General features: G+C 72.5%; 16 protein-coding genes. 10 read left to right on the top strand and 6 right to left on the bottom strand.

The features are described 5' to 3' along the window. Entirely contained in the window at positions 1–876 is an 876-nt protein-coding gene (locus ACLQ22_RS30050) for a TauD/TfdA dioxygenase family protein (RefSeq protein ID WP_425695276.1), read from the top strand. Between the two features lie 130 nt (positions 877–1,006). On the opposite strand, the gene ACLQ22_RS30045 is transcribed toward ACLQ22_RS30050, so the two are convergent. Continuing rightward, the gene (locus ACLQ22_RS30045; protein ID WP_425695275.1) at positions 1,007–2,062 is read right to left on the bottom strand and encodes an FAD-dependent oxidoreductase; all 1,056 of its coding nucleotides are present in this window, start codon (positions 2,060–2,062) and stop codon (positions 1,007–1,009) included. A gap of 270 nt (positions 2,063–2,332) precedes the next feature. Between ACLQ22_RS30045 and ACLQ22_RS30040 the strand changes: the two genes are divergently transcribed. From ACLQ22_RS30040 to ACLQ22_RS30015, 6 genes are read left to right on the top strand one after another with little or no spacing between them, the layout of a single operon-like run. Next, a complete protein-coding gene (locus ACLQ22_RS30040; RefSeq protein ID WP_425695274.1) occupies positions 2,333–2,974 on the top strand; it encodes a hypothetical protein in 642 nt (213 codons plus the stop codon). After that, a complete protein-coding gene (locus tag ACLQ22_RS30035) occupies positions 2,947–3,990 on the top strand; it encodes a transglutaminase domain-containing protein (RefSeq protein WP_425695273.1) in 1,044 nt (347 codons plus the stop codon). The genes ACLQ22_RS30040 and ACLQ22_RS30035 overlap by 28 nt, the downstream gene beginning before the upstream one ends. Then, the gene (locus tag ACLQ22_RS30030) at positions 3,987–4,259 is read left to right on the top strand and encodes an acyl carrier protein (protein WP_121401311.1); all 273 of its coding nucleotides are present in this window, start codon (positions 3,987–3,989) and stop codon (positions 4,257–4,259) included. The genes ACLQ22_RS30035 and ACLQ22_RS30030 overlap by 4 nt, the downstream gene beginning before the upstream one ends. 2 nt (positions 4,260–4,261) lie before the next feature. Further along, positions 4,262–4,513, top strand: coding sequence for an acyl carrier protein (locus ACLQ22_RS30025; RefSeq protein ID WP_121401310.1), 252 nt, complete (start codon positions 4,262–4,264; stop codon positions 4,511–4,513). Beyond that, entirely contained in the window at positions 4,510–6,063 is a 1,554-nt protein-coding gene (locus ACLQ22_RS30020) for a long-chain-fatty-acid--CoA ligase (RefSeq protein ID WP_425695272.1), read from the top strand. The genes ACLQ22_RS30025 and ACLQ22_RS30020 overlap by 4 nt, the downstream gene beginning before the upstream one ends. A 58-nt stretch (positions 6,064–6,121) precedes the next feature. Beyond that, positions 6,122–7,420, top strand: coding sequence for an SDR family oxidoreductase (locus tag ACLQ22_RS30015; RefSeq protein WP_425695271.1), 1,299 nt, complete (start codon positions 6,122–6,124; stop codon positions 7,418–7,420). A gap of 57 nt (positions 7,421–7,477) precedes the next feature. Here the strand turns inward: ACLQ22_RS30015 and ACLQ22_RS30010 are convergent, their stop codons facing one another. After that, positions 7,478–8,419 (bottom strand): LysR family transcriptional regulator, encoded by a 942-nt coding sequence (locus ACLQ22_RS30010; RefSeq protein ID WP_425695270.1) that lies wholly within the window; start codon positions 8,417–8,419, stop codon positions 7,478–7,480. A 128-nt stretch (positions 8,420–8,547) separates the two neighbouring features. On the opposite strand from ACLQ22_RS30010, the gene ACLQ22_RS30005 reads away from it, so the two are divergent. From ACLQ22_RS30005 to ACLQ22_RS29995, 3 genes are all read left to right on the top strand, one after another. Further along, complete coding sequence (locus ACLQ22_RS30005) at positions 8,548–9,795, top strand: MFS transporter (RefSeq protein ID WP_425695269.1); 1,248 nt, start codon at positions 8,548–8,550, stop codon at positions 9,793–9,795. A gap of 703 nt (positions 9,796–10,498) precedes the next feature. Then, positions 10,499–11,650: a SagB/ThcOx family dehydrogenase gene (locus ACLQ22_RS30000; RefSeq protein ID WP_425695268.1), complete on the top strand. Its 1,152-nt coding sequence runs from the start codon at positions 10,499–10,501 to the stop codon at positions 11,648–11,650. A 136-nt stretch (positions 11,651–11,786) separates the two neighbouring features. Next, positions 11,787–13,061: an MFS transporter gene (locus ACLQ22_RS29995; RefSeq protein ID WP_425695267.1), complete on the top strand. Its 1,275-nt coding sequence runs from the start codon at positions 11,787–11,789 to the stop codon at positions 13,059–13,061. Positions 13,062–13,138: 77 nt separating this feature from the next. Here ACLQ22_RS29995 and ACLQ22_RS29990 read toward each other — a convergent pair whose 3' ends face one another. The 4 genes from ACLQ22_RS29990 to ACLQ22_RS29975 all read right to left on the bottom strand — a co-directional run bounded on the left by ACLQ22_RS29990 (position 13,139) and on the right by ACLQ22_RS29975 (position 19,022). After that, positions 13,139–15,268: a cellulase family glycosylhydrolase gene (locus ACLQ22_RS29990; protein WP_425695266.1), complete on the bottom strand. Its 2,130-nt coding sequence runs from the start codon at positions 15,266–15,268 to the stop codon at positions 13,139–13,141. A 190-nt stretch (positions 15,269–15,458) separates the two neighbouring features. After that, positions 15,459–15,965, bottom strand: coding sequence for a hypothetical protein (locus tag ACLQ22_RS29985; RefSeq protein WP_425695265.1), 507 nt, complete (start codon positions 15,963–15,965; stop codon positions 15,459–15,461). A 111-nt stretch (positions 15,966–16,076) separates the two neighbouring features. Beyond that, a complete protein-coding gene (locus tag ACLQ22_RS29980) occupies positions 16,077–17,477 on the bottom strand; it encodes a hypothetical protein (protein WP_425695264.1) in 1,401 nt (466 codons plus the stop codon). 126 nt (positions 17,478–17,603) lie between these two features. Next, positions 17,604–19,022, bottom strand: a complete 1,419-nt coding sequence (locus tag ACLQ22_RS29975; protein ID WP_425695263.1) for an FAD-dependent oxidoreductase — start codon at positions 19,020–19,022, stop codon at positions 17,604–17,606. Positions 19,023–19,092 lie beyond the last annotated feature (70 nt).

Genomic DNA, 19,092 nt, shown 5'->3' with positions numbered 1-19,092 from the left:
ATGGAAGAGCACGTCCTTGCCGCCGTCGAGCGGGCGACGACCCGCCCGCCGGAGCGCTACGACACCATCACCGTCCGACCGATCTCTCCGGTCATCGGCGCGGAGGTCTCCGGCCTCGACCTCGCCACCGAACTGTCGGACGGGCAGCTGGCCGAGGTCAGGCGCGCCTTCCTCGCCCACCACGTGCTGGTCTTCCGCGACCAGGTGCTCACCGCCGAGGACCACAAGCGCTTCGCCGGCCACTTCGGCGAGCTGCGCCGGCAGCCCCTCGCCGACCTCGACGGCGGCGACCCCGCCGTGCTCGAGATCAGCGCCGGCCGGGAGTCGCGGTTCGTGGCCGGCGAGGACTGGCACACCGACGGCACGGCCGAGGCCGAGCCGTCGCTGGGCTCGATGCTCTACGTCACTCAGACGCCGGAGATCGGCGTCGGCGGCGACACCCTCTGGGCGAACATGCACCTGGCGTACGAGATGCTCTCCCCGCCGATGCGGGCCTTCCTCGACGGGCTGACGGCGATCCACGACGGCCTGATCCCGTGGCAGGGTCACACCCCGCCGCCGGAGTACGTCGTGCCGAAGAGCGAGCACCCCGTCGTCGTACGGCACCCGGAGACCGGCCGCAAGCTGCTCTTCGTCAACGCCGGCTTCACCTCGCACATCGTGCAGCTCTCCCGCCAGGAGAGCCGGGCGGTGCTGGACATGCTCTTCGGCTGGGTCGCCCAGCAGCCGATCCTGAGCTGCCGGGTCCGCTGGACGCCGAACACGCTGGTGTTCTGGGACAACCGCTGCACCCAGCACCACGCCGTGTGGGACTACTACCCGCACTCCCGCTACGGCCAGCGGGTGACCGTCAACGGCAGCCGGCCGGTGGGATAGCCGGCCGGTTGACCCCGGCCGGTGGCGCACCGGCCGGATCGGCGCGCCAGCCGGTGGAGGCGTCGTCCGGTGGAGGCGTCGTCCGGTGGAGGCTTCGGCCGGTGGAGGCTTCGGCCGGTGGACGCCGGGGTCAGCCGCGCACGATCTGCTCGGTGTAGGCCCAGTCGTCGTCGAGGGCGGCGTCGCGTTCGTCGGTCAGGCCGGTCAGGTCCGCGCCCCCGACGCGGCCGGCGCCCGCGATCCGGTCCCGCAGGATCCGGGCCGTGACCACGGCGGCCCGGGTGCCCTGGGCGGTGACCGGGTCCAGGTGGTAGCCGGCGTCGCCGACCAGGCACCAGCCCGGCCCGCTCATCGGCCGGCGCAGCATGCGCATCCGGCCCGCGCCGCCGATCGACGTGCTCCGGCGGCCGGCGGCGACGGCCGGACCGAGCAGCGGATCGTCGCGCACCATCGCCTCGTACGAGCGCGCGGGGTGCCGGCCGGTCTCGTCGATCAGGCTCTGGTGCAGGTCCACCGCGACGCACCACTGCTTGTCGCCGCAGGGCGTCGAGATGAGGACGCTGCGGTCCTGCAACGAGAAGTAGGAGCGGTCGGCGGGCAGCGGCAGGTTCTCGTAGTAGGCCAGCAGCGCGAACCACGGCGATTCGACGACCCGGTAGGCCTCCGCCCCCACGCGCTCGGCGTTGCGGGACAGCCGGCCGTCTGCCAGCACCAGCAGGTCACAGGTGACCTCGCTGTCGACGGAACCGTGCCGGACGGTCACGCCGCGTACCCGGCCCGCGTCGACGGTGAGGTCCCGCACCCGGGCCGGGCGCCGCACGGTGACGTTGCCCCGCCCGCGCGCCGCGGCCAGCAGCGCCGGGTCCAGCACCTCGCGCGGCACGCTCATCCGGTACGAGTACGCGTCCTCGCGCGGGTAGACCCGCTCGACCACGTCCTCGCCGATGCGCTGGGTGTCGCCGTAGGTGCGCGGGGCGCCGCAGGCCAGGACCGTGTCCAGCAGGCCGAGCTCGGCCCAGGCGAGGTTGCCGGACCGGTCCCAGGTGGACTGCTGCGGCCAGAACGCGGTGGGCCGCGAGGCGTCGAGGACGAGGACCCGCTCCGCGTACGGCGCGAGCGCCCACGCGGTGCACGCTCCGGCGATCCGGCCGCCGACGACGACGACCTCCCAGTGGCCGGTGATCACGCCGGCACCGACGCGGCACGGTGCTGCTCCGGCGGGCTCCCGAGGTCGTCACGCGACACGACTCAGTCTCCCATCCGGACCCGACCCGGGGAAAGGGAGCAGCCGGCGAGGGGCGCGTCCTCGCGGGCGGCCGGCCGACCTCGCGCGCCGGCCCCCGCAGCCGCCGCAACTGTGGAAACCGGCGAAGGGATCTTCTTATTACTGGCCGATTACCCAAGACCATTAAATTCACCCAGGTCAGCGGGCTCCCGTCTGGACGTGGGGTGAAATATGAACAGTCGAACAATCGCGCGCCCGGAGCCCAGACTCGAGGTCCGGGACCTCGGGTGGCGACAGCTGTGGGCGGGCGCCCGGCTGCTCGCCCAGGCGTACGAGAACGGCGCCATCTGGGCCGCCGCCGGCTCGCTCCCCCGGTGGCAGCGCAGGTCCGCGCTGACCGCGCTGTACCTGGCCGAGCTGGTGATCGCCCAGCTGATGAGCTCGGGCATCACCCTCGCCGCGTACCGTGCCGACCGGCTCGACGGGATCCTCGTCCTCTACGGCGACGAGCGCACGACGCCGTGGTGGGGATGGGCGCTGCGCTCGGTGGCGTGCCTGCTGGCCGGGCCGCGGGCCGTGACGGAGGCGGTGCGGATCTCCAACGCGCTCGACCGGATGCGCCCCAGCAGCCCGCACGTGTGGTTCGCGGTGCTCGGCCGGCGGGTCGACTCGGTCGGTGTCGGCTACGTCCTCATGCGCGCCGGTCAGAAGCGGGCCGAGGCCCTCGGCCTGCCGGGCTACCTGGAGACCTCGGCCGGCCCGGAGCAGGTGCAGATCAACGAGATGCTCGGCTGGACCTCCGTGGACGAGTACGTGCTGAGCACCGGCAGCGTCATCAAGACCATGTGGCGCGACGACCCGGCGCGGTCATGACGGCGGCCGGACTGTGCCGGGGGCTGGACACGCTCTACGCGGTCCCGCCGGAGCACCGGCTCGACGACGTCGACCGAGCCTCGGCGAGACAGGTCCTCGGCTGCGACGACCACACGCTCTCGGTGTTGCTCGACCGCGGGCTGCCGGCCAGCGGTGACCCGGGCGAGGAGCGGTTCGACTCGCGCGACCTGTTCAACCTGGCGCTGTACTCCGGCACCGGCACGACGGTGCCGGAGCAGGCCTTCGCCTACTCGCTGCGGTGGATGCGCTCGTCGACCGAGGAGCTGCTCGCGCCCCGCGCCTCCCGGTTCGCGCTGCGCGTCGCGTGTGCCGCCGACGCGTGCGGCCCGCGGCCGACCAGCACGCTGGCCCTGCCGCGCCCCGAACGCTGCGGCGGCGCGGTGCGCGACCTGACGGTCGAGGACGCCGACGGCACCGCCGGGCCGAGCGGCGACCCCGGCGACACCGTCACCCGTACGGCGTCGCAGCTCGCCGTCACCGCCACCGTCCACACCCGCGGCGAGCTGGCCGAGCTGCGCTCCCCGGAGCTGCGCGCGATCGCCGCCGAGTTCGCCGCCATGGACCTGCGCTGGGTCAAGCTGCCCGGCGCCCTGCAGAACGACGTCGACCTGGTCACCACGCACGGCGTGGCGAGCTGCGACTCGGCGAGCCGGTACCTGGCTCAGCTCTGCCGCCAGGCCGGCATCCCGGCGGTCACCCGGATCGGCTGGGTGGTCGGCATGCTCGACCTGGTCCACGCCTGGGTCGAGGTCGAGGACGCCGACGGGGCGGCCAAGGTCATCGACCCGGTCTTCGCGCTGTTCTCCGCCACCGTGCGCGACACCAATCCGCTGCTGCGCGATCCGGCCATCGCACTGCGCACCAACCGGCTCATCCCGACCGGCCTGTCCACCGGACGGGCCGTGGCCGAACACCGGTGCGCCGACGAACCGACGGCGGCCCGGCTCACCACGAAGATCCTCCCCGCACCGACACGCCCCCAGGAGGGGTCATGAGTACGACCGAGACGGTTCCGGAGTTCCTCACCACGTTCCTGCGCGCCAGATGTCCGGACATCGACTCGGTCGGGCTCGACGACGACCTCGTGGACACGGGCGTCCTGAACTCGATGCACTTCGTCGAGCTGCTCTACCTGATCGAGGCGGAGCTGGGCACGGAGATCTCCCTCGACGAGGTGAGCACGGACGACTTCCGCACCATCTCCCGGATCACGCGACGTTTCTTCACCCCGGGGCAGGGCCTCGGCGCGACACCCAAGGAGTAGCAATGTTGGAGACCCGCGTCCGCGAGGTGGTCGCCTCGGTGTTCGGTGTCGCACCGGACGAGCTGCCCGAGCAGCTGGATCCGGACACCGTCCCGGGCTGGACCTCGCTGCGCCAGATCCAGCTCATGATGGCGCTCGAGAACGCGTTCGGCATCGAGATCGACCCGAACCTGCTGCCGGCCCTCGCGTCCGGCCCGGCGATCGTGCGGTACCTCGAGGAGACGCTGGCGGTCCCGGAAGGGACGGGCCGATGACGGCGTACCACCCGCAGTTGCGCACGGTGCACGACGTCGTCGCCTTCCACGCCGGGCAGCGGCCCGACCATCCGGCGGTGCACTGCGAGGACCGTTCGGTCAGCTACGCGCAGCTGCACCGGTCGAGCAACCGGACGGCGCACGCCCTGCGGCGCGCCGGGGTCACGGCCGGGCACCGCGTCGCCTACCTGGGCAAGGAGTCCGAGCACTACTACGACGTCCTGTTCGCCTGCGCCAAGACCGGCACCGTGCTGGTCCCCATCAACTGGCGGCTGCGCGCCGGCGAGATCCGCCACATCATGCGCGACTCCGGCAGCACGGTCCTCTTCTGCGACGAGGACCTCCTGGACACCGTCGACACGCTGCGGCCGGACCTGCCCGAGCTGCGCGAGGTCGTGTCGCTGGCCGGCTTCACCGGCTGGCAGGCCGACGACGACAACGATCTGGACCCGTCCTGGACCGAGGAGCAGCCCCTGGCCCAGGTGTACACCAGCGGCACGACGGGCAACCCCAAGGGGGTCGTGCTGGCCCACCGCAGCTTCTTCGCGGTGCGGGACGCGCTCGCCTCCGAGGGCCTGGACTGGATCGACTGGCGGCCGGACGACGTGAGCCTGATCGGCATCCCGGGGTTCCACATCGGTGGGCTCTGGTGGTCGATCCAGGGGTTCAGCGCCGGCATCACCAACGTGTCGGTCCGGGTGTTCGCCGGGCACGAGGCGGTCCGCCTCATCCGGCGGCACGGCGTCACCACGGCGTGCGTCGTGCCGGCCCAGCTGCAGATGATGCTGGCGCCGCCCCGGCCGAAGCGGGAGGACTTCGTCTCGCTGCGCAAGATCGTCTACGGCGGGTCGCCGATCTCCGAGGCGTTGCTCGGCCGCAGCATCGAGATGTTCGACTGCGAGTTCGCGCAGATCTACGGCCTGTCCGAGAGCGGCAACACCGCCGTCTGCCTGCCGCCGTCGGAGCACGTCGTCGGCGGGCCGCGCATGCAGGCGGCCGGTCGGCCGTACCCGGGCTTCGGCGTGAAGATCATCGACGGTACGGGTCGGGTCCTGCCGCCGTACGAGGTCGGCGAGATCTGCCTGTCGACCCCGGCTCGCATGATCGAGTACCGGGGCCTGCCCGAGGCCACCGCCGCGACCCTGGTCGACGGCTGGCTGCACACCGGCGACGCCGGCTACCTGGACGACGAGGGCTTCCTGTTCGTCCGCGACCGGATCAAGGACACGATCATCGTGGCCGGCGAGAACGTCTACCCGGCGGAGATCGAGAACGCGGTCTGCGCGTACCCGGGCGTGGTCGAGGCCGCCGCCGTCGCCGTGCCGCACGAGCACTGGGGCGAGGTCGTGCACTGCTTCGTGGTGACCCACCCCGACCAGCCCGCGACCGCCCGCGATCTCACCCCGTTCCTGCGGGGACGGATCGCCGACTTCAAGATCCCGGCGAGCTTCGAGTTCGTCGACCAACTGCCCCGCAACCCCAGCGGAAAGCTCCTCCGGCGGGAGCTGCGCGAGAGGTTCTGGCAGCACCTCGACCGGCGCGTGGCCTGACAGCCGGCGCGGTCCCCGTCCGGCCCCCAACACCCACCCTTCGTGCAAAGGCGGATCCATGCACATTTTCCTGCGACACAACAGCGACCGGATCGCGCTGTCGACAGGCAGCCCCAACCGGCTCTCGCTCGGCTACTCGGAGGACCCGCGAGCGGTGGCGAGCCGGCTCCCCCGACGCGGTGCCGACGAGCCGAAGAACGTGCTCCTGCTGGGCGCGAACGGATACGTCGGCATGCACATGCTGCGTGAGCTCCTCGGCGACGCCCGGGTGGCGAAGGTCTACGCCCTGGTGCGCCGCAAGGGCGACAAGTCCGGCGAGGACCGCATCGCGCGGCAGCTGCGCAAGTACAAGATGGAGCTGCCCGACACCGGGAAGCTGTCGGTCCTGGAGGGCAGCTACCTGGAGCCGGCGATGGGGCTCGACCCCGCCGCCCACGACGAGCTGCTCGCCGAGGTCGACGTGGTCATCGACGCCGCGGGGGCGACGACCCACGACTACCCCTACGCCCGGTACCGCCAGGAGAAGGTCCTGCCGACGCTCCGGCTCGCCGAGTTCTGCCTGCGGCAGCGGTTCAAGACGCTGCACGTCATCGGCTCGGTCGGCAGCGAGGTCTACCAGCAGCGGCGCGACTTCTACCGCAACAGCTTCTTCTACACCGGCTACAGCAGGATGAAGTGGGTCGTCAAGCACCTCAGCCTGCGGGCGAACCGTGACGGCGTGCCCATCCACATCTACCAGGCGCCGTTCGCGCTGGGCGGCGCGCCCACCGGGTTCAAGGACCCCGGTATGGAGTACTCGTTCTGGAACATGATCTCGCACATGCTGCAGCTGGGCCTGATCTGGGACTCGGAGGTCACCAGCCCGATCGTCGCCGGCGACGTGCTGGCCCGGTCGGTCGTGGACAACGCGTTGTCGGACGCGCCCCGGCCGATCAGCTACCCGGTGACCCCGGCGACCACCCGCGAGGTCGCCGAGCGGTTCGACCTGAAGCTGGTGCCGTGGCAGGAGTTCCGGCGCGAACTGATCCGGCAGCACCGGTTCCGGCCGAGCCAGATCGACTGGTCGAAGCCGATCACCAGCATCCGGCGCGGCCGGCAGCAGTCCAAGTTCGTACGCTCGCTGTTCCCGCGGTCGTTCCACACGCTGCTGAGCAACATCCACCACGCCGCCGCCAAGCCGACGACCGTGCGGCTCGACACCGACCTGCCGCCGATCGACGTCCTGGTCAACAACGCCAGGCGGATCCGCAAGCTCGGCAAGTACCTGCCCGAGGAGACGGTGGCTCCCGTCGCCGTCGCCGCGTCGGTCCCCGCTCCGGCCCCCGCCGCCGAGCCGGTGGCCGTCGGGGCCGTCTGACCCTCCTGCTCGCGCGGCTGACCCCGGCCGACCCGGCACCGTCCAGGTCGGCCGGGGTCAGCCGCGCGGGCGGGCCCAGCCCGGCATCCAGGCCTCGGCCACGGTGGCCCTCCGCGCCGACACCAGGTGCCGGCGAAGGGCGGTGAGGCTGGGGTGCCGGTTGCCCGCGCGGCGTACGAACGAGTGGGGGTAGACCGGCGTCGGGCCGTGCAGCGGGATGCGGCGCAGGTCGTGGGTGGCCGGCCAGATGTACCGGTCACCGGTGCCCACGAGGGTCGCCAGGTCGGTGGAGTCGGCGATCGCGTCGAGCAGCGCCTCGGTGCCGAAGTTCGGGCCGATCGCGTCGATCCTCAGGTCGAAGGCCGCGGTGAGCTCGTCGTAGTAGGCGGCCCACTCGGTGCCCCGCCGGATGCCCGGGATCCAGATGCGGTGCCCGGCCAGGTCGGCCGGGGTCAGCGACCGGGCGGCGGCGAGCGGATGGGACGGCCCGACGAGCAGTTGCAGCGGGTCGTCCAGGGTCCGTTCGACCACGATTCCGTCGGGTAGCGCGCGGTCCGGTACGGGCACGGCCCGGAAGGTCGCGTCGATCTCCCCGGCGCGGACCGCCTCGATGGCCGTCGCGGCGTTGGCGTCCGACAGCGTGACGACGTCCAACTCGATCGCCGGGTGCGCCCGGTAGAAGTCCCGCAGTGCCATGGCCGGGGCGATGCGGCGGTTCAGGACGTCCACGCGCAGCGCGCGTTCGCCCGGCCGGACCGAGGCGGCAGCCCGTTCGGCCGCGCGGAGCAGTTCGCGGGCGTGCGGAAGGAACGCCTGCCCGTCGAGGGTGAGCCGGGCGCCGCGGGCGGTACGGGCGAAGAGGGTGACGCCCAGGTCGCGTTCGAGGTTGGCGACGCGCTTGGAGACGGCCTGCTGCGTGATCCGCAGGTCGACGGCGGCTTCCTGGAACTGTCCCGCGTCGGCGACGGCGACGAAGGTGCGCACGGCCTCGATGTCCACGCCGGGATCGTACGACCGCACAAACGCCGGTTGTGGCTCGCCGGCACGTCCGTTGTTGGACGCCAGCTCACCCGCCCTGGTCGAATCCCTGCCGTCAACGATCGGTTGTGACGGGGAGGGGCAGCATCGTGCCGCAGCGGTTGGGACGGTCGTTCGGATGGTTGTGGTCGGCGTACGCGGCGAGCACCGTGGGCACCTGGCTGGGGTTCGGGGCGTTCCCGCTGATCGCGATCCAGGTGCTCGACGCCGGTCCGGCCGCGGTCTCCGCGCTGGCCGCGGCGGGCCTGGCGGTGGGTGCGGTGCTGGCCCTCCCCCTTGGCCCGTGGGTCGAGCGGCAGCGCCGGAGGCCCGTCATGGTCGCCACGGACGTCGTCCGGTTCGCGGCCCTGCTGAGCATCCCGATCGCGTTCGGATTCGGGGTGCTGAGCTACACCCAGTTGCTGGTCGTCTCCGTGCTGGGCGCGGCGGCGAACATCGCCTTCGGGTCCGCGAGCGGGGCCTTCGTCAAGTCCGTCGTGCGCCCCGAGCAGTTGCTGGTCGCCAACGGACGCTTCGAGTCGACCACCTGGACGGCCACCGCCGTGGGGCCGACCCTGGGCGGGGCCGCCGTCAGTCTGCTGGGGCCCGTCTTCACCGTGATCGCCAACGCGGTCGGGTTCCTGCTGTCGGCACTCGCGATCGGCATGATCCGTGAGCGCGAGCCGCGCCCGGCGCACCGGACGGCGACCCGGCTGCGCGGCGCGGACCTGGTAGCGGGGTGGCGGTTCATCCTCGCCGACCGTGAGCTGCGCCCGATGTTCGCGAACACCGTGACCGTCAACGCGCTGATCATGGCGACCGAGCCGCTGTTGGCCGTGCTGCTCCTGGGCGACCTGGGCTGGGCCGCCTGGCAGTACGGCCTGGCGTTCGGGCTCCCCTGCGTCGGCGGCTTCATCGGCGCCCAGCTCGCCGGGCGGCTGGCGGCCCGGCACGGACGCCGCCGGGTCCTGCTGGTCTCGGGCGCGCTGCGCGCGGTGTGGCCGGTCGGCCTATTCTTCGTCATGCCGGGCACGGCCGGCGTCGTCCTGGTGATCGCCGTCGAGCTGGCGCTGATCACCTGCATGGGTGTGTTCAATCCGCTGTTCGCGACCGGGCGACTCGAGCGCGTACCGGCCGAGAGGATCGGCCGCGTACTGGTCGCCTGGAACGTCACGGGCACCGGGGCGATCGCGGTGCTGACCGCGCTGTGGGGCGCCCTCGCCGCGGTCGCCGGGGTACGCGCCGCGATCGGCGTCGCCGGCGTACTGCTCCTGGCCACCCCGTTCCTGCTCCCGCGCACGGGCACGGGGACACCGGTCGGCGAACCCGCGCAGCCGACCGTGGGCGCTGCGGCGTGACCGGCGCCGGACCAGGGCTCGTGGCGGCCATTCGACCGCTCAAGGCTTTGACGCATCCAAATGCGTCGCCCCGGTTACGGAGTCGCTGCCAGGCGCGCAGGAACGGGAATACCTAAAGGCCCCCGAGGTCATACGCCAGTCCGCACACGAATGGCCCATCCGCAACCCATCGAGGGGGAATTCCGTTCCGCCGATCGGCCGCTGCCGGCCCTGGAGATTACCTCGCATCTCCATTGATTCTCGCTGTAAGACGGTGGCAGAGCGACCGCCGACCCCTTGGCAGGAGGTCGACGCATTCGCTACCTTCTCTATTGCCGCAAGCGGGAACGGATGAGGGGAGTTGTCGTGACGGTGCGCCGCTCGGAGAGTGTTTCCGAATTTCCCTTTCGGGGCCTCCGAAAGCTCGCCGCAATCGACTTTCCCACCTCCTCCGCCCGACCGATCCGCATCCTGACTGCGGTTCCGCGGCACTGAGGTTCCCCCGAACGCCCGTCTCGGACGCAGCGGAGACGGTCCCGTCCAGGGGTGCACGAGTCCACCGCGCCCGAGAGGAGGTACACGCCATGGCCTTCGACATCGTGATCGTCGAGACGAACGAAGTTGTGCTGAACCACGGGGCCGTCTGACGCGCCCGGTGCCGGACCCGCAATGCGGGTCCGGCACCATTCCGTCTGTCGTGCTTCGTCGTCGAAAGGGCATCGGAATGCGGGTACGTCGCCGCGACCAGCTCGTCTGCCGCTGGGACAGCGACGCGCTGATGGTCGCCCTGCCCGGTCAACGCCGGTGGCTGCGGGTCACCCCCGACCTGCTGAACCTGTTGCAGAGGTTGGACGACTTCACCGACGTCGACGAGATCGCCGCCCAGTTCCCGGGCGAGGCCGCCGACGCCGCCACCCAGGCGGTCCACAAGCTCCGCGACGCCGGCATCCTCGTCGCCGACACCGACGACGCCCGCACCCCGCCCGTCTGGCAGCACTGGGGCCCCATCGCGTCCCGCATGCACACCGAGGCGCGCGACGCCAACTACCTCGTGGATTCGCCGCAACGCGACGCCACCGCCGCGCAGATCGCGGCCGACGGTGCACCTCCGGCGCCCTTCAAGCGCTATCCGGACGCCCCGGCCGTGCACCTTCCCCGACGCACCCTGCCGCTGCGTACGCCCGTCGAGGAGGTGTTCGCCGCCCGGCGCACCCATCGCGCGTTCGCCGGCACCCCGGTCGGCATCGACGCGCTCGCCACCGTGCTGTCCTGCGCCTTCGCGCCCCAGCGATTCCTCGACGGCGGCGCGTTCGGCCCGCAGCAGGGACGCATCAGTGCCTCCGCCGGTGGCCGGCACGAGGTCGAGTGCTACGTGGCCGTCTACGACGTCACCGGCGTACCGGCCGGCCTCTACCACTACGCGCCCGAGGTGCACCGCCTGGAGCTCCTCGACGCCACCGTCGACCGCGAGCGCATCGCCGCCCTGGCCTACGAGCAGGAACCCTCCTACCAGGGGGCCTTCACCTGCCTCACCACCACCGTCGCCGCCCGCCTGTCCTGGAAGTACCGGCACCCCCGGGCCTACCGGCTGTGGATGTTCGACGCCGGCCACTACGGTCAGACCTTCGCGCTGACCTGCACCGCGCTCGGCCTGGCGCCGTTCCAGACCGTGGCCTTCCACGACAGCGGCGTGGAGGCGATGCTCGGCGTGGATCCCGACCACGAGTTCGCCACCTACCTGCTCTCCGCCGGCAATCCCGCGCCCGATGACGGCACCGGCCCCACCGGGCCGGGATATCCACCGCCGGCGCGCCTGGCCGCCAGCGCACACCGGTCACCGGCCGACCCGACCACCGGCCCGGAACAGCTCGGATGAGCCCGACCGGCCGCACCGGCGTCCCCACCGCGGCGTCCGGCACCGCCAGCCGCGGGGTCCCGCCCGGCCGTGCCACCAGCCCGGCGTCCCTCGTCGGCGCGCCGGCCACCGGCCACCGCCGGACGCGCCGCACGCCATGAGCGCACCCGCCAGCCCCGCCACCGCCGCCGCGCAGAAGCTGAGTCAGCACCCGCGGTTCCTGCGGGTGTGGGCCAGCCAGTCCGCCGGGGCCGTCGCCGACCAGATCCTGCCGGTCGCGTTCGCGCTGTACGCCGTACAGCGCGGGGCCGGTGCCGGCACCATCGCCGTCATCCTCGCCGGCCGGGCGATCGCCCTGGTGGTCTGCCTGCTCGCCGGCGGCATCCTCGCCGACCGCGTCTCCCGGCCCCGGATCCTGTTCACCGCCGACCTGATGCGCACCGCCATCGTCCTCGGCACGCTGCTCGCCCTGAACGATCTGCCCCTGGCCGCGCTCGGCATCGTCACCGCGCTCTCCGGCGTGGCCGAGTCCCTGTCCCGGCCGGCCATGCGGTCGTTGATCCCGGCGCTGCTCCCCGCCGGCCTGCTGGAGCGCGGCAACGCCCTGATGTCCGCCGTGCAGCGCTCCGCGACCCTCCTCGGGGCGCTCGCCGGCGCCGCGATCGTCACCGCCATCGGCATCCACGCCGCGCTGGGCCTGGCCGCCCTCCTGTTCGCGACCGGCGCCCTCGCGGTGCTGGGCGTACGCGACGTCGCCGCCGACAACCGGCCCCGGACCAGCGTCCTGGCCGACGCCGCGGCCGGCATCGCCACCGTCCGGCGCCGTCCCTGGGTCGCCGCCGTCATGGCTGCCGTCGCGGTCCAACTCTTCGCCGGCACCGCGCCCAGCCTGACGCTGCTGCCGCTGATCGCCGCGGACCGCCTCGGCGGCGAACTCGCCTACGGGCTCGTCCTCGCGGCGGCCGCCGCCGGCGCCCTCCCGGCCATCGCGCTGGCCGGCCGGTGGCGACCCCGGCGACCCGGCACGGTCAGCATGCTCGCCCTCACCACCTACGCCGCCCTGCCCGCCAGCCTCGCCTTCGCCCTGCCGCTACCGGTCACGGCGCTCTGCTTCGCCCTCGGCGGATTCGTCGTGGAGATCTACTTCATCTCCTGGCTCTCCGCCCTGCAACGCGAGATTCCCGCCGAGGTGCTGGGCAAGACCCTCGCCCTGGACCAGCTCAGCGCCTTCGCCCTACTGCCGGTCGGTTACGCCCTCACCGGGCCGGCGGTCGCGGCGTTCGGGATCCAGCCCACCCTCGTCGCGGCGGCCGCCCTGACCGCCGCGGCCAGCGCCGTCACGCTGCTGGTCCCCGGCGTCAGCACCTTCAGCGACCCCGGCCGCGCCCACGCCACCGGCTCGACGGCGGGCGGCGCGGACCGCAGCGGATGACCCCGTCGGGTACGCGCAACGGGCCGTGACCGGCTGGCGGTCACGGCCCGTTGCGCGCGGTGGACACCGCCGTCAGGTCAGCCCACCCGGGCGGCGCCGGCGGTGACGCCCGTGACGCCGCTGCCCGACTTCGTGACGTGGTAGGTGACGGTCGTGCCACTCCAGAAGTGGAAGGTGAGCGTCACCCGGGCCCCCTCGTCGACCTCCGCGAAGAAGGCCTCCGTCAACGTGATGCGGTTGCCGGTGTAGTCGGGGGCGAAGGCCACGTCGAACTCCTTGAACGGCGTCCAGTCGTGCGGGCCGGCGTTGCTGCCGTCGGCGTACTTCGCCTCCATGGTGGCGAGCTGGTCACCCCGGAACTGGGTCGGCACGGCGAACGAGGTGGTGTTCCCGGTCGCGTTCGATAGCACCGGCGGGTCGTAGGTGACCACGTCGACCCGCCACGGCACCCCGGCGGAGAACCGCGCGTGCAGGGTGGCGTTCACACCGTACGCCCGGCTGCCGACCAGCCGGGTCAGCGCGCTCGCGGTGAGCGTGAGCTGGTTGCCCGACACGGTGTAGTCGGTGCCCCGCACGAGGGCGGTGCCGCCCTGGTACAGCCCCTGGAAGGTGGTGCCGTTCGGGTTCAGGGTCAGCGACCTGGCGGTGATCGAGCCGGTACGCGGCACGTACACCTGGTCGGCGGAGGCGGTCCCGGACCGGCCGGTCCAGCTCGACCTGATCTGCGCGAACAGCTCCGGGTCCTTCCACCGGAAGCCGAGCCGGTCGAAGTGCTGCCCGTTGTCCCAGAGCTGGGTGGTGATCTGCCTGGTCTTCGCGTACCAGCCGAGGAACTCGAAGAACTTCAGCTTCTCGCCCTGCTGGATCGTGCCGGTGTGCCGGTCGAAGCCGAGCAGACCGTACTCGCCGATGACCACCGGGATGCCCTTGGCGACGAAGGCGTTGTGCACCCGGTCGAAGGCGTCGGTCAGGTCCTTCTGGGTGGTGGCGTCGAACCGGGTGCCCCCGGCGACGTTCACGCTGAACGGCCAGTAGCCGTAGAAGTGCACGGTGGCGATGAGGTTGCGGTCGCCCAGCTGGGTGAAGGTGCTCGTCAGCTCGTCGATGCGGGGTTGCTCCGACGAGGTGTGCAGGGTCGGCAGCACGAGCATCCGGGTGGCGTTGTTGCCGCCGGAGGCCCGCACGATCCGGTGGAAGGACGTGTTCAGCTCGTGCAGCAGCTGGGCGTTCTGGGCGTCCCCGGAGCTGTTGGCGAACTGCGGCTCGTTGACGCTCTCGAAGTGCAGCTTCGGCGAGGCGTCCCGGAACGCGGTCGCGATCTGGGTCCAGAGCGCGTTGTAGCGGCTGAGGACGGTGGTCCGGTTGGCCGGCATCTCGTTGATCCACTGCCACGAGTCGTGGTGAATGTTGATCATCACGTAGAAGCCGTCGTCCAGGGCCCAGCCGACGACCTCCTTGATCCGGTTCAGCCACGCCGGGTCGATGGTGTACGCCGGCGCCGGGCCGTGGTGGTTGCTCCAGGTGACCGGGATCCGGATGCTGTTGAAGCCCTGTGCCCGGATGGCGTCCAGCTGCGCCTGGGTGACCCGCGGGTTGCCCCAGGCCGTCTCGTCGCTGCCGACCGCGTCGAACGTGTTGCCGAGGTTCCAGCCCGGCTGCATCGCGGCCACGTAGGCCAGCGGGTCGCCGACCGGCGGCGGAGTGGTCGGCGGCGGAGTGGTGGGCGGCGGAGTGGTCGGCGGGGCGGTGGTCGGCGGCGCGGTGGTGGGGCCGACGCCGCCGGTGCAGGTGACGCCGTTGAGGGCGAACGACGTGGGGGCGGTGTTGGCGCCCGACCACGAGCCGTTGAAGCCGAAGGACACCGTGGCGTTGGTGCCGATCGCGGCGTTGTAGCCGACGTCGGTCGCGGTGGCGTCGGCGCCAAGGGAGGTGACGTTGGCGTTCCACGCCGAGGTCACCCGCTGCCCGGAGGGGAACGTCCAGGTCAGCCGCCAACCGTCGATCGGGTCACCGAGGTTGGTCACGCCCACGTTCGCGGTGAAGCCGCCGGGCCACTGGTTGGCCGAGTACGCCACCCGACAGCCGGCCGCCGCCTGCGCGCTCACCGCGAACGGCAGACCGAGGCTCACCAACAGCAGGGTGAGGGCGCTGGTGAACAGGCTCAGCCGCCATCGGGTTCTTCTCGTCGTGCCTCGCATCTCGGCCATGACGCTCCTCGCCTGGGGTGCCGCTGGGACGGGCTCGCGGCAGGCGCCACCACGAACGCGGCCGCACCCGATCGCGAACCGCAGATTAAGTTTGGATTCCAAACTTTGTCAATCGGCATACCTCTATCTGAGCGAGGGCGCGGGACAGCGACGCGGGGCGGCCGGAGGTTCGACCGCCCCGCGCCGTGCCTCACTGGTTGCGGCGGTACACCTCGATGTACGCCGCGGCGCGGTACTGCTGCCGCACGTCCTGGGCCAGCACACCGATCCACAGCGGGCCGGTGCCGGTCTTCGAGCTGACCGTCGTGTGCGCCTGATCCAGGGCGCCGGTGGGCAGGAACGCCGGCTGCTCCACCACCGCGGAGTGGTACGCGTCCGTGCCCCCCAGCCACCAGACCAGCACGTCCCTGGCCACGACGTTGCGCGCGTTGTCGATCCGCCCGAGGGTCTGGTACTCGTCGGCCAGCACCTGCGGCAGGAAGCCGCCCCACACGGTGTACCTGTGCGCCCCGAAGGTGCCCAGCGAGTAGCCGTGGCAGAAGAACCTCTGGTCACCGGTGACGGTGGGCCCCGCCCGCCACGCCTCCACGCGGGTGCCGAGATCGGTCCGTACGGACAGGTTCATCCCGCTGACGTTGTTCGCCAGCGCGGGCTGGTGGAGGATCTGGTCGCCACTGGTCAGGTCGAACGGCTGCATGGGACTCCTCGGACGCACGTGCGGCGGATGTGAGCAGGGTTCGACCCTCGGCCATCCGGTCACGCACGGCAAGCGTGCGGTCACCAACCCGACCCGGGCGGGAGCGCGGTGCTACGACGCCGGAAAGCCCAGCCGCGCGTTCCGGTCGGGGTCCGCCCGGACCACGTCCATGACCCGTGCCGCCACGGTGGCCGTCCGGCGGTCGCGGAGATCCAGCACGGTGCCGGGAACGCTCACCCGCTCGGTCACGAGCAGCCGCATGATGTCCAGCAGGGCGTCGAACCGGCCGGTCAGGTCGAACCGCCGGCCGTCGGGTCCGACCACCACGGCCGGGCTCACCCCGGCGGCGAGGGCGCTGCGCTCCCAGTCGATCTCGTACGACCGGCCGTCCGGGCCGACCCGCACGACGAGCTGCTTCGTGCGGTGCAGCAGCGCGAGGTAGGTCATCGGCACCGTCAGCTTCTTGCCGACGTCGATCGGGCGGGTGCCGTCGGCGGGGAAGACGCGCAGGACGGTCTCCAGCACCGGGCCGCAGTACTGGAAGGTCGTCGTGCCCCGCAGTTGCAGCAACCGGCCGCGGATCAGGTGTCCGCCGCGGCGTGCCCACCGGCGGTCCACGCCGCCGAACGCCCCCTTCTCGCCGGCCAACACGTCGACCACCCACCTGGCCCGCCCGTCCGGCACCGGCTCGGGCGTCGGCCACCCGCCGGCAGCCCGTTCGACCAGGCCCTGGAGCCGCCTCGCCACGGCGGGGTCGACGCGTCGCAGGTCGATCGTGTCGCCGTCCATGGTGATCCGGCCGGCGGCCCCGGTCCCGGTGATCCGCCACAGCTCCAGCAGGAGATCCGGGCGCCCGGTCAGCGCGGCGTACCGGCCGTCGAGACCGAGCAGCCCGCACGTCCGGACGCCCGACAACAGGGCGCTGCGCGGCCAGTCGATGTCGAACTCCTCGGGGACGTCGGGTTGGACGACGGCGGCGAGTCGCCCCGCGGTGACGGCCGCCAGGCACAGCGACGGCACGCGCCACGTCTGCGTCGACTCGAACGGTGCGCCGCCCTCGGGATGGACCCGCAGCCTGAGCCGGATGCGCGGCTTCGGCTCGTCGGGGTCGACGTCGCCCCCGTACTCCTGGTACGTCGCCTCCCAGTCCTCGCCGTACGACACGAACGTCGCCTCGCGCACCTCGGCCACGGCCAACCGGCCGCCCTGGATCGGGGTCCGGGCGCGGGGCGTCCACAGGACGAATGTGTGATCGTCGCAGTGGAACGCCGTGGAGACCCGGTCCCGGTCGGTGATGACCCGGAAGTGCTTCCGGGTGAAGCGGAACGCCGCGACGGCAATCGCGAGGGTGAACACCAACCCGGTGAGAAGGAAGGCCAGCGGGACTCCCCGTTCGCCGCCGCCGGCATCGGCGACGCCCAGGGCGCCGCAGACGAGCAGGATCGGCCCCGCCACTCCGAGGAGGGTGAAGAGCGCGAGGTTGCCGACGAACGTACGGGCGAAGTTCTGCACTGCCCCTCCTCGGCCGGTGTCGGTCCTTGATACCACCCGCGCGAGACTTTCCGGAGGGCAGCGCGCCCGGCCGGAGTCGGCGGTGCCCGCCGACCGTGTGGGCGGCGGGCACCGTGGTGTCGGGCGTCAACCGGCGCAGCAGCCACCGGCCTGACCGCCGGCGGGCGCGGCCTCGAGGGTCGCCAGGTGCAGCGGCGTGGACAGCAGGCCCCCGGAGAGGCCGGTGGCGAGACCACGACCGGCCGGCTCGACGGCGGGAGCGGGACCGCAGCAGCCGTCGCCGTCGACGGCCTCGGTGGGGTTGCCGTTGCACACCCCGGTCTCGGGCAGCTCCAGCTGGACGTCGCGGGCGGCCTCCCAGTCCCCGGCGAGGGCGGCGACGACGGAGCGGACCTGCTCGTAGCCGGTGGCCATGAGGAACGTCGGCGCCCGACCGTAGCTCTTCATGCCGACGGCGTAGTAGCCGGTCTCCGGGTGGGACAGCTCGTCGACCCCGTGCGGGGGCACGGTGCCGCAGGAGTGCTCGTTCGGGTCGATCAGCGGGGCCAGGGCACGGGTGGCACCCATCACCGGGTCCAGGTCCAGTCGCAGCTCGGAGGCGATCGAGTGATCGGGCCGGAAGCCGGTCGCGGCGACGATCCGGTCGACCGTGATCGACTCCTCGCCGCCGTCGGCGTGCCGGACGACCACCGCGACGCGGCCCCCGGCCGGGGCGAGCGCGTGCACGGAGAAGCCGGTGAGCAGCCGGATCCGGCCGGCGTCGACGTGCCCGCGCAGCCGGGTGCCGAGGGCGCCGCGCGCCGGGAGGGCGTCGGCGTCCCCGCCGCCGTAGGTGCGGGTGGGGCTGGCCGAGCGGATCGCCCAGGTGACCGTGGTGCCGGGTTCGGCGCCCGCCAGTTCCGCCAGGGACAGCAGCGTGTTCGCGGCGGAGTGACCGGCGCCCACGACGAGGGTGTGCCGGCCGGCGAACCGGGTCCGGTCCGCGCCGAGAACGTCCGGCAACGCGTGCTCCAGGAAGGCGGCGACGTCGGCCTCACCACGGGCGGGCAGGCCGCAGGCGCCGAGGACGTTCGGGGTGGACCACGTGCCGGAGGCGTCGATGACCGCACGGGCGAGGATCTCCTCGCCGTCGGCGAGGCGGATCAGGAATGGGGTCCGCTCGCGGCCGGCGGTGCGCAGCCGGTCCAGGCCGAGGCGGCTGATCGCCTCGACCCGGGCGCCGTGGCGCAGGTGCGGCTTGAGGCCCGGCAGGTCCGCCAGGGGCTGGAGGTAGTCGCTGACCAGTTCGGCGCCGGTGGGCAAGGCCCCCGGGTCGGGGACGACCCAGCCGGCGGCGTCCAGGAGCCGGCGGGCGGCGGGGTCCACGTTGTACCGCCACGGGGAGAACACCCGCACGTGGCCCCACTGCCGTACCGCCGCGCCCGGGGTGTCGCCGGCCTCCAGGACGGTGAAGGCGATGCCGCGCTCGTGCAGGTGCGCGGCGGCGGCCAGGCCCACCGGTCCGGCGCCGATCACCACGACGGGCAGGTCGTTCAGGTTCTTCATCAGACCACTCCACTGTGTAGACATTTATCGAATCAAAAGGGTTGAGTGCGGCACCGTCACCGGGGCGGGG

The organism is Micromonospora sp. DT178 (assembly GCF_049841695.1).
Lineage (GTDB): Bacteria > Actinomycetota > Actinomycetes > Mycobacteriales > Micromonosporaceae > Micromonospora.
The sequence above is the reverse complement of the archived record's forward strand: the minus strand, read 5'-3'. Positions and strand labels throughout refer to the sequence as shown.

Bases quoted from the DNA above. Each gene is read 5' to 3' on its own strand.
- ACLQ22_RS30050 (WP_425695276.1), top strand. From the start codon at position 1: ATGGAAGAGCACGTCCTTGCCGCCGTCGAGCGGGCGACGACCCGCCCG.
- ACLQ22_RS30040 (WP_425695274.1), top strand. From the start codon at position 2,333: ATGAACAGTCGAACAATCGCGCGCCCGGAGCCCAGACTCGAGGTCCGG.
- ACLQ22_RS30030 (WP_121401311.1), top strand. From the start codon at position 3,987: ATGAGTACGACCGAGACGGTTCCGGAGTTCCTCACCACGTTCCTGCGC.
- ACLQ22_RS30025 (WP_121401310.1), top strand. From the start codon at position 4,262: ATGTTGGAGACCCGCGTCCGCGAGGTGGTCGCCTCGGTGTTCGGTGTC.
- ACLQ22_RS30020 (WP_425695272.1), top strand. From the start codon at position 4,510: ATGACGGCGTACCACCCGCAGTTGCGCACGGTGCACGACGTCGTCGCC.
- ACLQ22_RS30015 (WP_425695271.1), top strand. From the start codon at position 6,122: ATGCACATTTTCCTGCGACACAACAGCGACCGGATCGCGCTGTCGACA.
- ACLQ22_RS30000 (WP_425695268.1), top strand. From the start codon at position 10,499: ATGCGGGTACGTCGCCGCGACCAGCTCGTCTGCCGCTGGGACAGCGAC.
- ACLQ22_RS29995 (WP_425695267.1), top strand. From the start codon at position 11,787: ATGAGCGCACCCGCCAGCCCCGCCACCGCCGCCGCGCAGAAGCTGAGT.
- ACLQ22_RS29990 (WP_425695266.1), bottom strand. From the start codon at position 15,268: ATGGCCGAGATGCGAGGCACGACGAGAAGAACCCGATGGCGGCTGAGC.
- ACLQ22_RS29985 (WP_425695265.1), bottom strand. From the start codon at position 15,965: ATGCAGCCGTTCGACCTGACCAGTGGCGACCAGATCCTCCACCAGCCC.
- ACLQ22_RS29975 (WP_425695263.1), bottom strand. From the start codon at position 19,022: ATGAAGAACCTGAACGACCTGCCCGTCGTGGTGATCGGCGCCGGACCG.